Origin of the sequence: Devosia naphthalenivorans (assembly GCF_003056355.1) — a bacterium.
GTDB classification, from domain to species: domain Bacteria; phylum Pseudomonadota; class Alphaproteobacteria; order Rhizobiales; family Devosiaceae; genus Devosia; species Devosia naphthalenivorans.
The window spans coordinates 1-12378 of record NZ_PYVW01000002.1; the positions used below are offsets into that span (position 1 = coordinate 1).

At 62.7% G+C, this 12378-nt stretch carries 8 protein-coding genes and 1 pseudogene; 5 read left to right on the forward strand and 4 right to left on the reverse strand.

Annotated elements, in window-relative coordinates; translation table 11 throughout:
* Positions 1–236 precede the first annotated feature (236 nt).
* The 3 genes from dxs to C8264_RS03120 all read right to left on the reverse strand — a co-directional run bounded on the left by dxs (position 237) and on the right by C8264_RS03120 (position 6145).
* Positions 237–2168 carry a 1-deoxy-D-xylulose-5-phosphate synthase gene (dxs, locus tag C8264_RS03110; RefSeq protein WP_108459512.1) on the reverse strand — a complete coding sequence of 644 codons (1932 nt, stop codon included), beginning with the start codon at positions 2166–2168 and terminating at the stop codon, positions 237–239.
* A 143-nt stretch (positions 2169–2311) separates the two neighbouring features.
* A complete protein-coding gene (locus C8264_RS03115; protein ID WP_108459969.1) occupies positions 2312–3955 on the reverse strand; it encodes a peptidoglycan L,D-endopeptidase MepK in 1644 nt (547 codons plus the stop codon).
* Between the two features lie 495 nt (positions 3956–4450).
* Complete coding sequence (locus C8264_RS03120; RefSeq protein WP_162783430.1) at positions 4451–6145, reverse strand: L,D-transpeptidase family protein; 1695 nt, start codon at positions 6143–6145, stop codon at positions 4451–4453.
* Between the two features lie 314 nt (positions 6146–6459).
* Between C8264_RS03120 and C8264_RS03125 the strand changes: the two genes are divergently transcribed.
* Positions 6460–6666 carry a hypothetical protein gene (locus C8264_RS03125; RefSeq protein ID WP_108459514.1) on the forward strand — a complete coding sequence of 69 codons (207 nt, stop codon included), beginning with the start codon at positions 6460–6462 and terminating at the stop codon, positions 6664–6666.
* A 51-nt stretch (positions 6667–6717) separates the two neighbouring features.
* Here C8264_RS03125 and C8264_RS03130 read toward each other — a convergent pair whose 3' ends face one another.
* Positions 6718–8202 carry a sigma-54-dependent transcriptional regulator gene (locus C8264_RS03130; RefSeq protein WP_108459515.1) on the reverse strand — a complete coding sequence of 495 codons (1485 nt, stop codon included), beginning with the start codon at positions 8200–8202 and terminating at the stop codon, positions 6718–6720.
* Positions 8203–8391: 189 nt separating this feature from the next.
* On the opposite strand from C8264_RS03130, the gene C8264_RS03135 reads away from it, so the two are divergent.
* From C8264_RS03135 to C8264_RS03150, 4 genes and pseudogenes are all read left to right on the forward strand, one after another.
* Positions 8392–10194: a M3 family oligoendopeptidase gene (locus C8264_RS03135; RefSeq protein WP_108459516.1), complete on the forward strand. Its 1803-nt coding sequence runs from the start codon at positions 8392–8394 to the stop codon at positions 10192–10194.
* A 105-nt stretch (positions 10195–10299) separates the two neighbouring features.
* Positions 10300–10413 (forward strand): aa3-type cytochrome c oxidase subunit IV, encoded by a 114-nt coding sequence (locus C8264_RS22880; protein WP_425430663.1) that lies wholly within the window; start codon positions 10300–10302, stop codon positions 10411–10413.
* A 64-nt stretch (positions 10414–10477) separates the two neighbouring features.
* Positions 10478–11695: pseudogene (locus C8264_RS03145) on the forward strand (Re/Si-specific NAD(P)(+) transhydrogenase subunit alpha); the annotation flags it as partial.
* Between the two features lie 318 nt (positions 11696–12013).
* Positions 12014–12376 (forward strand): proton-translocating transhydrogenase family protein, encoded by a 363-nt coding sequence (locus C8264_RS03150; RefSeq protein ID WP_108459519.1) that lies wholly within the window; start codon positions 12014–12016, stop codon positions 12374–12376.
* The last annotated feature ends 2 nt before the right edge of the window (positions 12377–12378 follow it).

Here is a 12378-nt window from a genome sequence, read left to right on the forward strand (position 1 = left end):
GCAGGCTGCCGCGAAAATCCGACCTGGCAACCATCACCGACGAGCACCCGCAAACCATTGTCGCCCTCTACAACAACACCCCGCGAAAATGTCTCGACTTCCAAACCCCAAATGAGGTCTTCTCCAGCTTCTCTAACCGTGTTGCACTTCAAACGTGAGTCCACCTTCCCGCTTTCGCGGGAATGACGGCGTGGGTCCCGCGGTGAGTGGGATGGGAAGTACGCGGTGGTTGGCGCCTAGCTGATCTTTCCCAGTGCCGCAGCCATGGCGGCCTGATCGTAGCCCAGTGTCGTGAGTGCGGCGGTGACGATGCCCGAGCGGTCGAGACCGGCGGCGGCGTACATGTCGGCTTGGCTCGAGTGTTCGTCGAAGCGGTCGGGGATCATCAGGGGGCGGAAGCGCAGTTTGCCGTCGAGCAGGCCATTGCTGGCGAGGAAGGTCGCCACATGGCTGCCGAAGCCCCCGATGGAGCCTTCCTCCGTGGTCAGCAGCACGTCGTGGGTGCTGGCGAGGCGGGCGATCAGTTCTTCGTCGAGCGGCTTGAGGAAGCGCGCGTCGGCGATTGTGGGGTTGAGCCCCAGCGCTGCCAGCTTGTCGGCGGCGGCGAGCACTTCGCCAAGACGGGTGCCGTAGCTGAGGATGGCGATGGTCGCGCCCTGGCGCACGATGCGGCCCTTGCCGATCTGCAGTTTCTGGCCGCGGGCGGGCATATCGACGCCCATGCCTTCGCCACGCGGGTAGCGGAAGGCGATGGGGCCGTTGTCATAGGCAGCGGCGGTCGTGACCATGTGGCGCAGTTCGGCCTCATCGGCGGCGGCCATCAGCACCATGCCGGGCAGGGCGCCGAGATAGGCGGCGTCGTAATTGCCGGCGTGAGTGGGGCCATCGGCGCCCACGAAGCCGGCGCGGTCAATAGCGAAGCGGACCGGCAGGTGCTGGATCGCCACGTCGTGCACCACCTGGTCATAGGCGCGCTGGAGGAAGGTCGAATAGATGGCGCAGAACGGGCGCATGCCTTCGCTGGCAAGACCCGCCGCGAAGGTTACGGCGTGCTGTTCGGCGATGCCGACGTCGAAGACGCGCGTGGGATGCACCTCGCCGAATTTGTCGAGGCCCGTACCCGCCGGCATGGCGGCATTGATAGCGACGATCCGGGGATCGTCATTGGCTTCCTGGATCAGGGTTTCGGCAAAGACATTGGTATAGGTGGGGGCGTTGGATACCGCCTTGGCCTGCGCACCGGTGATGACGTTGAACTTGCTGACACCGTGATATTTGTCGGCGGCGTCCTCGGCCGGCCCATAGCCCTTGCCCTTCTTGGTCACGACGTGAACCAGGATGGGGCCGTCCGTGGCGTCGCGAACGTTATCGAGCACCGGCAGCAGGTGATCGAGGTTGTGGCCATCGATCGGGCCGACATAATAGAAGCCGAGTTCTTCGAACAGCGTGCCGCCGGTGAAGAACGAGCGGGCGAATTCCTCGGTGCGGCGCGCCGGTTCATGGAAGAACTGCGGCAGCTTGCTGACCACCGATTTGGCAGCCTCGCGCGCCCCGCGATAGGCGGGGCTCGATACCAGCCGGGCGAGATAGGCGCTCATGGCGCCGGTCGGGGGGGCAATCGACATGTCGTTGTCGTTGAGGATGACGATCAGCCGCGCATCCATGGCGCCGGCATTGTTCATCGCCTCATAGGCCATGCCGGCGGACATGGCGCCATCGCCAATCACAGCGACGACGTGACGCGGGTTTTCCAGCATGTCGCTGGCGACCGCCATGCCCAGGCCTGCCGAAATCGAGGTGGACGAATGACCCGCGCCGAACGGATCGTATTCGCTTTCGGCGCGGCGGGTGAAACCGGATAGGCCGTCCTTCTGGCGCAAGGTTCGCATGCGGTCGCGCCGTCCGGTCAGGATCTTGTGCGGATAGGCCTGGTGGCCGACATCCCAGATGATGCGGTCATGCGGGGTATCGAACACGGCGTGCAGCGCAACGGTGAGTTCCACCACGCCAAGCCCGGCTCCCAGGTGTCCGCCGGTGGCAGAGACGCAATCGATCATCTCAAGGCGCAACTCATCGGCCAGTTGACGCAGGTCCTCGCGCGGCAGGGCCCTGACATCGGCTGGCATGTTCACAGTGTCGAGGAGCGGCGTGTTAGGCTTGTCAGGCAAGCGGGCGGTCCTTGGATAAAAGGTTCAGTTAATTTCTTTAGGGCCGGGAAGACCCGTTTGCAACCAAAGCAAATCCCCTGCCGGCGGCAGGGGACATCAATGGCATCAATCATGGGTGAAATAGGGCGGCGCGCGATTGGTTGCTAGAGTGCGCGCGCGCTGGTTCTGACGAACTGGGTATGTGGCATTGGTTCGGGGAAGTCCCCGACGGCAAGCACCGGCACGCCCTTGCCCAGTTCGGTCGCCGGGCTGAAATCGGCCTCGTCGTGATCCCAGATCACGGCAAAGTGGTCCGAGGTCAGGGAAGCGGGGGTGGTGAACACATCGGCGACGTGTTCGAGATCGGGGGCGATCAGGTCCGGCTTGCGCATCACTTCTACCGATGCCGCCTTGGCCAGGTGGCCAGCAAGGGCTGCAGCAACCGGCTCGTCCTGCCGGGCGGCGCTGAAGGTCTGGTCGAACAATCCGGCAAGGGCGCCGGTCACGGCCGAGCTGCCGCCCAACGAGGCGGTGTGCACGCCGGTTGCCGCCGTGAGCGGGGGCAGGATGGGCAGGCGCCTGCTTGGGCTAGGCGGAGCGGATGGCGTGGCTGCCACGGCGGTTTCGCGCTTGATGATCATTTCAAGCGCGCGCTGGGCCTCTGGGTCCTGCGGCGTTGGGGGTAGATAGGCGGTGACCATGTCCGGTTCCGCATCGGTCATGTGCAGGCGCGGCTGTGGAAAGGGCGCGGTAAGCGCAGCCAGCGCCGTGACGGCGTCGCCGGAGGGCAGCGCTGCAGCTGTAGCGAGCTGAAGCGTCTCCGACTTGGCCATCGGGAAGGGGGTGTCCTCGGCCGATACCAACTCGGAGGGATCCAGCGGCGCGCTGCCGGTGGTGCTGAACGGAACGGCAATCGGCGCGGCTTCGGCGACATCCATGCTGGCGGCAATGCCACCCAGGCTCGCCGGGCGCATGGCGGGGACAGGCGCCATCTGCGGGATGGCGGGCTGGGGCGTGGCTGCGGCCATTTGTACCGGCGCTGATGTCTGTGCTGGAGCGCGCGCGGCAGCGGCCGGCGCCGGCTGCTCGTCGCCGCCAAAGAACATGTCCATCAATGTGCGGCCGCTACCGCCATTGGAGGCGACCTGGGTGCCCGAGGAGCCGCCATTGCAGGGATAGGCGTGGCAGGTTTTCCATTGCGCCAGAGCGATCTGGTAGCCTTCCCGGGACAGCGGCTTGCCATCGGTGGGCAGGTGCATGGTGCGCCCGTCAGGGAAGATTTCCTTGAGCTGAGCCCGCGTCATGCGCGGCCAGGCGCGAACCGAACCGGTATCGAGGTGAACGAAGGGGCTGCCCGAGGTGGGGTAATAGCCGACGCCGCCGACCTGCTTGCGCATCGCCGCGGCACGCAATCGGGGCAGGGAAACGCCGGGGATGAAAAAATCCATCGCGTTGCCCTTGGTGTGCTGGGAATTTTCGGCGACGCCCGAAGAACTCGCGCGCAGCATCGCGTTGGTCTTGGGGGACCGATAGGCGGAAACCACATGAACCGGCTGGGATGCGCCGACTTCCTGATAAACTTCCCAAATGAGATCGAAGAGGCGCGGATCCATCTTGGCCGGCTCATTGCGGCGCCAGTCGCGCAGGAATTGGTTGAGTTCGGTCAGACCCGACTTAACGTATTGCCCATTGCGCTTGAAGACGATCCGGGCCGTCTCCTTGGTGTGGGTGTAATACAGGTAGAGGGCGCGCTCGCTCGCGGCAGTTGCAGGGATCACAGCCTGGGGCATGATGATCGTGATGCTCATAAGGGCCGCGACAAGGAGCCGCCCGATATGGTGCCGTTTCAAAATGCCATTCCCCGCCACGCTGTACTCTGCCCGGTTAGTGCCGTTGTGGGTGAACGTTAGCGTAAAAAAGGATCGAATTGATTAACGCTAACAAGCTCTCAACCTGCCCCGGCAGGGCCCCTCACGCCAATGTTATTAAGGGCAAAACCCGGCGCAACCAAGGCGAAATTGTAAAGCGGAGGTTAAGACCGGTATTCCGCGGGGGGCGGTAGTTCACTTTGGCCGCATGGCTCAGATTGATCCCACCCACCGTGCTTCCCTCGGGCTCGACCCGAGGGCCACGCTCCGCAAACACACCGCCCGGCAGGGGCTCCCGAAACGGCCCTCGGGTCAAACCCGAGGGCAGCACGGTGTTTTTGATTACATTGAGCCACTGGCAAGCGTTCTGATGCGAACACCTCCCGCACTGGCGGATGGGTGTTATGGGGGCAATGGTTACCCCTAAATTCTACCTTACGGCGCCACGGACGGATCGGCCACTTCGGCGACGATCTGCGGCTCGACCGGGGCGGGCCCAAGGCCGAGTGCCGCGATCAATTTGGCGTTGTGACCGTAGACATCATCGAAGGAGCGCAAGGTGCCATCGGCCTGTGGGCGAATGGTGAAATACGCCAGGTGCACGGGAATCTGCTGTTCGGGGTTCACCCAGCGTTCGGACGGGCCGAACATTGCTTCAAGCGTTTCGCGGCTGATATTGGGTTCGTTCGCCATCAGCGCATCGGCGAAAGCCATCGGGTCCTGCACGCGGACGCAGCCGTGGCTGAGGGCACGCGCATCGCGCGAGAAAAATGCCTTCGATGGCGTGTCATGCAGGTAGACGTCGTGCTTGTTGGGGAACAGGAACTTGATCTGGCCCAGGGCATTGCCGGGACCGGGGCGCTGGCGGATCTTGAAGGGGAAGTAGCTGGGGCTGACCATCGACCAGTTCACCTGCCACGGGCTGACGGCGTTGCCCTCGTAGAGCAGGTCGTAATTGTGACTGTCGATATAGCCGGGATTGCGCAGCACGGCCGGGGCGATCTCGCCTTTGACGATCGAGCTGGGGACGTTCCAATAGGGGTTCACCACGATGTGGCGGATGGAGTCCGAAAAGATCGGCGTCTGGTTCTTCATCGTTCCAACCACCACGCGAGTGGTGAATTGTTCCTGGCCGTCGCGCTTGATGGCGAGACGGTATTCGGGAATGTTCACGAACACATGGAAGGCGCCGAGTTCGCGCGGCATCCAGCGCCAGAGTTCCATGTTGGCGATGATGTCGGCGCGGGTTATCGGCGCACCGCCATTGATGGCGGTCAGCGTTGCCGGGCCCATGACGCCGTCCACATCAAGGTTCAGGCTCTGCTGGAATGACTTCATGGCTTCGACGAGCGCGTCGTCGTAGACCAGCCCATCGGAGGCGGGAAGCTCGAAGCGGGTGCGCAGCGCCGGAACGCGCGCATCGCTCATGCCGGGCTTGAGCGTCGGGCCGGAGGCGATCCGCAATGGGGCATCGGCCTGATTTTCGTCGAAGCTCGCGAGGGCAGCCTTGAGCGCAAGGAACTCGGGATGGGTTGGCTCCAGCGCCTGCAGCACCGGAACCGGATCATTGCTGGACGCCAATTGCACCAGCAAGGCGGCCTCATCGAGCTTTTTGGGCTGAATATCGAACCACTCGCTCACCGATTGCGGTGCCACGCGCCCGGTGTAGATGTGGGTGGCGTAGCGCATGGTCGCGCGGGAGAAGGCCGTTTCGAGCGCAGCCATCTTGGCCGGATCGTTCTTGACGGCCGTTACATCGAGATCGGCAGTCAGATAGTCCGCCGGGCGCAGGCCTTCGGAGGCCGCGGCCTCGAACAGCTTCATGATCTTTTGCGCCGGGGCGGAGAAGGTCACGGCACCGCTATCGGCTTCATCGAGCCAGATCGGCTCGAAGTGCCGGGCACCGTAGAAGAAATAGAGCCTCTGGGCTTCGCTATAGACCGGAGTATCCTTGCGCGCGCTGGAATAGGCAGCAGCAAGGCCCGATTTGATGGCCTGTGCCAGCGGCGTCTGCGCCGGCGCGATGATGACGGGACCGGCAGCAAGACCTGCCACGTCCTGTCCCATAACGGGGCCAATCGTTGCGGCGCCGGCAAGAAGGGCGGCGAGGCAAACCACAAGCTTGTTCATAGAAACTCCATGCACGGCAACGCTGTGGCCACCCTGTTTGCTGGTTGATTTGGGCCAGACGGGCGGCATCCAATGCTCCCAATCAATACTCTGCAAACCTTAACAGGAGCAATCACTCGCGCATTCGTGAGCCCGATCCATGTCGGCTTTGTCGGGCATGTGGCGCCTGGAACACACGTATGGCGAGAATGAATTTTCCCCAGCTTGTGGAGGCAAGAGAAGGTTAAATCTCGTTAATCTCTAGTCAGCTGATAGAGTAGGCGGATCAATCGACGATCCTAGCTGGCGGCGCCAGCGCATCGGGAGTAGCAGCGATGATCCATTTCTTTGGCATTCTGGAGCCATTGACCGGCAAGCGCCAAAGGGCCGACGAGGCGCCGCGCAAGATTGCGTTCTTTGGGCCTGACGTGGCGGCCGAGCGCAATACCGACGATCTGGATGATACAGAGCGGGCCGACATCGAAGATGCCGCACGCGAACGCCAGAACTTCCTGCTGCAGAGCTTTTCGCCGCAGTTTTAGCCCTTCCAGGCAAAGGAAGGGCTGAAGCGGTGCTCTGGTCTTTTGGGGTTGTCAGGCGGCGTCGTTGATCATTTCTTCGGCCAAGCCGTATTCGTGCAGCTTGCGATAGAGCGTCGAGCGGCCGATCTTGAGGGCGCGGGCGACGCGGGACATGCGACCGCCGTGATGCTCGATGGCAAATACGATGGCGGCGCGCTCGATTTCTGCCAGCGCGGCAATTTCCCCCGACGGATCGAGGAAACGATCCTGCCGCACCGGCTGTTCTGCGGCGAGGCGCGGACGGGATGCGGCGGTGTCGATGTGGGTCGGTGCCGCGGCGACGGGGGCGTTCTCGATTGCCTTGGCGGCGATCTCGCGGCCATTGGCCTGCGCCACGATCTGCGGGAAGTCCACGGTTTCGAGGAACGGGCCATCGGTCAGGACCACGGCGCGATAGACGCAGTTTTCCAGTTGGCGGACATTGCCGGGCCAGTCATAGGCCATCAAAAGGGTAAGGGCGGCTGGTGAAATGCCCAGGACGCGCTTGCCGGCTTCGGCCGCAAAGCGGGCGATGAACATGGATACCAGGGCGGGGACGTCTTCCATCCGCTCGCGCAGGGGCGGGGTATAGATCGGGAAGACGTTGAGGCGGTAGTAAAGGTCTTCGCGGAACTCGCCGGATTTGGCGAGGTTGAGCAGCCGCCGGTTGGTGGCCGAAATCAGCCGCACATTGATGCGCTCGGGACGGGTAGAGCCGATGGGCTCGATTTCGCCTTCCTGGATGACGCGGAGCAACTTGACCTGGATGTCGAGTGGCAATTCGCCGACTTCATCGAGAAACAGGGTGCCGTTGTGGGCTTCGGCAAACTTGCCGGCATGGTCGGACACGGCGCCGGTGAAGGCGCCCTTCTTGTGACCGAATAGCACGGATTCCACCAGATTGGGTGGGATGGCGCCGCAGTTGACGGTGATGAACGGCTTGCCGGCGCGATCGCCGGAACCCTGGATGATGCGGGCGATCAACTCCTTGCCGACGCCGGTTTCCCCTTCGAGCAGCACGGGAATGTTGGATTTTGCCGCCTTGCCGCAGAGGTTCAGCACGCGAGCCATGGCGGGGGCCCGGGCGATCATGTCGGACGAAGCAAAAGTGCCCGTCTTGCGAGCATGCTCGGAGCGAATGGCGGCCTCAAGCGCATCAAGCTTCATGGCATTGCGCAGCGAAATGACGAGGCGCTCGGGTGCGACGGGCTTGACGAAATAGTCGGCAGCCCCGTTGCGCATGGCCGAAATAACAGTTTCCAGCGAGGCATTGGCCGTCTGGATAATGACAGGCGTCGTAAGCCCCTCGCGCCGCATCGCGTCCATGACGCCCATGCCATCGAGGTCGGGCATAACCAGGTCCAGGATCATGGCGCCGATATTGCGATCTTCGCGCAGCATTGCCAGCGCCTGTTCGCCGCCCATGGCAAGCAAGGGCTTGAATCCGGCGCGATTGGCCACCTCGGCCGTTAACCGCAACTGAACCGGATCATCGTCGACTACGAGAACGCGCGTCATCCAAACTCCAGTGGTCGTTTACCCCGGCACGATTCGTGTGCCGTTTTGGGAACAAGATGAGCCGACGGTCTTAAGAGGGGATTAATCATGGGAATTTTGGCGCGGCCACGAGGAAAGCGCGGCAACCCTTCCAATCGACTCCACCTCTCGCTAAGGTCGCGCGCGATTTGACCAGCCGGAGGCCACCCCATGACCGAAACCGCTCAGAAGAGCCATAACCAGTTCGGCACGCTTCCCGTCTGGGATCTCAGCGACCTTTATCCCGCCAAGGACAGCCCGCAATTCAAGGCGGATATGGAAAAAGCCAAGGCGGACGCGGCCAAGTTCGAGGCCGACTACAAGGGCAAGCTGGTTGAACTGACTCGCGCCGGCCGGCTGGTGCAGGCCATCAAGGACAGCGAGAAGCTGGGCGACCTGACCGGCAAGATCGGTTCCTATTCGTTCCTGCAATATGCCCAGAAATCCACCGATCCCGATCGCGCCAAGTTCATGGGCGACACCAATGAGGCGCTGACCAATCTTTCCACTCGCGTGCTGTTTTTCGAGCTGGAGCTCAACCGCATCGAGGACGAGGACCTGGAAGCTGCATTCGCCGCCGATCCGGAACTTGCGCGCTATCGCACCTGGTTTGCCGAACTGCGCAAGGCCAAGCCATACCAGCTCGACGACAAGCTGGAGGAGCTGTTCCACGACAAGTCCGTGACCGCCTATTCCGCGTGGAACCGGCTGTTCGACGAGACGCTCTCGAGCCTCGAATTCGAGGTGGATGGCGAAACGCTCAACATGGAAGCCACATTGCACCTGTTGAGCGAAAAGGACGAGAAGAAGCGCGAAAGCGCGTTCAAGGCGCTGGGCAAGACGCTCAAGGCCAATGGCCGGCTGTTTACCCACATCACCAATGTGCTGGCCAAGGATAAGGAAATCTCCGATCGCTGGCGCGGCTACGAGGACATTGCCGATAGCCGCCATATGGCCAATTCGGTGGAGCGCGAAGTTGTCGACGCGCTGCAGAAGGCTGTCACCGATGCCTATCCGCGCCTCAGCCATCGCTATTACAGCATGAAGGCCAAGTGGTTCGGCAAGGACAAGCTCAACGCCTGGGACCGCAATGCGCCGCTGCCCACCAGCGACGAGCGCACCTGGGATTGGGACAGCGCCGTTTCGACCGTGATGGAGGCCTATGGGCAGTTCTCGCCCGAGTTGGCCGAGGTCGCGCGGCCCTTCTTCAACTCCGGCTGGATCGATGCGCCGGTCGGCGAGGGGAAGCTTTCGGGAGCCTTCGCGCATCCGACCGTGCCAAGCGCGCACCCATATCTGATGCTCAACTATATGGGTCGCTCGCGCGATATCATGACGCTGGCCCATGAATTGGGCCATGGCGTACATCAGCGGCTGGCGGCAGCGCAGGGGCCGATCCTGAGCAACACGCCCCTGACGCTGGCCGAGACTGCGTCGGTGTTCGGCGAAATGCTGACGTTCCGCTCGCTGCTCAACAAGACCACCGATCCGCAGCAGCGCTTTGCCCTGCTTTCGAGCAAGGTGGAGGACATGCTCAATACCGTTGTCCGCCAGATTGCGTTCTATACCTTCGAGCGCCGGATCCATACCGCGCGGCGGCAGGGCGAGTTGCGGGCCGAGGAGATCAACCAGATCTGGCTCGACGTGCAGAAGGAATCGCTCGGCGATGCCATCATCCAGAATGAGGGTTACGAGACCTTCTGGGCCTATATCCCGCACTTCATCCATTCCCCCTTCTATGTCTATGCCTATGCCTTCGGGGACTGCCTTGTGAACTCCCTCTACGCACAGTATGAGAAGGCCAATGAGGGCTTTGCCGAGCGCTATTTCGAGCTGCTCAAGGCTGGCGGAAGCAAGCATCATTCCGAATTGCTGGCGCCGTTCGGGCTGGACGCCAAGGACCCGCAATTCTGGTCGCTCGGCTTGTCGATGATCGAAGGATTGATCGACGAGCTGGAAGCAACCTCGCCGTGAGGCAGACTTTCGGCGACAAGACTTTGAGATCACTGGACTAACGAGGACGACATGGCCACCAAGCACCGCCCGGAACACCATTCCGAACTACAGGTAGAATCCCCGATGGACTACGCGCAGCACGAGAGGACCTATAACGGGTTCATCACGGCTTTTAAGTGGACGGGTATCACCCTCGCCATCTCCCTCGTCATACTCTACTTCCTGGTCCAGCCCTAGTTTCAGAGCTGATACAGGCGCGCGACCAGAGCCTGTCCGACTGACAGGCGGGCAGGAGACTTCCATGAAAATAGCTGTTCTTCGCGAAGTTTTCGCAGGCGAAAACCGCGTTGCGGCTACGCCGGAAACTGTCGGCAAGCTCGCCGCGCTCGGAGCCACGGTTGCCGTGGAAGCGGGCGCCGGCGCCGGGTCGCGGATCATGGACGCCGATTATGCGGCGCAGGGCGCCAGCATCGTACCGGATGCACAAGCGGCGCTGGCGGGGGCGGAGATCGTGCTGACGGTTCGCCGGCCAAGCGCCGCGACGCTGAACGGTGTTGCGCCAGGAGCGCTGGTAATCGGCGCGCTCGACCCCTATGGCAACCAGGCAGATATCGCGGCGCTTGCTTCGGCGGGCGTCACGGCGATGGCCATGGAGTTCATGCCCCGCATCACCCGGGCGCAGGTGATGGATATCCTCTCTTCCCAGGCCAACCTTGCGGGCTATCAGTCGGTTATCGAAGCCGCGGCCGAGTTCGGGCGTGCTTTCCCCATGATGATGACGGCGGCCGGGACAGTGCGGCCGGCCAAGGTTTTCGTGATGGGGGCAGGGGTTGCGGGTCTCCAAGCCATTGCCACTGCCAAGCGGTTGGGCGCGGTGGTATCGGCCACCGATGTTCGCCCTGCGGCCAAGGAGCAGGTGGAATCGCTGGGCGGCAAGTTCATCGCCGTCGAAGATGACGAGTTCAAGCAGGCCGAAACCGCCGGCGGCTATGCCAAGCAGATGAGCGCGGAATACCAGGCCAAGCAGGCCGAACTCACCGCGCAGCACATCGCCAAACAGGACATCGTGATTACCACGGCATTGATCCCCGGCCGCGCTGCGCCACGGCTGGTGACCCGCGCAATGGCGGAATCAATGGCGCCCGGCTCGGTCATCGTCGATCTGGCAGCCGAGCGCGGCGGCAATGTCGAACTCACCCAGCCCGACGAGGTTGTGGAGCACAACGGCGTCAGGATCGTCGGCTATACCAATATGCAGGGGCGGATCCCCACGACCGCCAGCCAGCTTTATGCGCGAAACCTTTTGGCATTCGTCATCACGCTGATTGACGCCCAGAGCAAAGCCCTGACCGTCAACTGGGACGATGAACTCGTCAAAGCGGTCGTGCTGACGCGGGATGGCGCGGTGGTGCATCCGAGTTTCGCCGGAGCCGCCGTGGCCAGCCCGGTTGCTGCCGTGGCGGTTCCAGTGGCCAAGCCGCTGCGCAAGGCGACGGCGCGAAAAGCCCAGGCACCTGCAATGGCGGACACGCCAAAAAAGGCGGCCCCAGGCGTCGAGCAATCCGTGCCGTCAGCAGCAGAGCCGCCACCCACTCCAGCCAAGCGGGCCGCCACCAAGAAAGCGGCGGCAGTGATCAACGCAGCGGCGGCCGTGAAAACCGCGTCGGGTAGGCCCATTGGCGCCAAAGGCCCGGACGTGGCAGTTCCACCCAAGGTGCGGACGCGCCGTGCGATCAATCCCGCACTGCTGCCGGGTACGAGCAGCAGCGAGAAGTCCGCCGCTCCTTCGTCCAAAAGCGTGCCGCGCAAACCTGCAGCCCGCAAGGAAACCGAATAAATGGAAACCACGGCAGAACAGACCGCCGACGTTTTGGCTGCAGCGGCGCACGCCGCCATCGGTGGGGCGATCGATCCATTTACGTTCAGGCTGGCGATTTTTGTGCTGGCGATCTTTGTGGGCTACTTCGTGGTCTGGTCGGTCACACCAGCGCTGCATACGCCCCTGATGAGCGTAACCAATGCGATTTCCTCGGTGATCGTCGTCGGCGCGCTCCTGGCAGTCGGCGTGCACCTGACCACGGAATCCAGCTGGGTTTCGAAGATTTTCGGCTTCATTGCGCTTGTCCTTGCCAGCGTCAACATCTTCGGCGGGTTCCTCGTCACCCAGCGCATGCTGGCCATGTACAAGAAAAAGGGCTGACC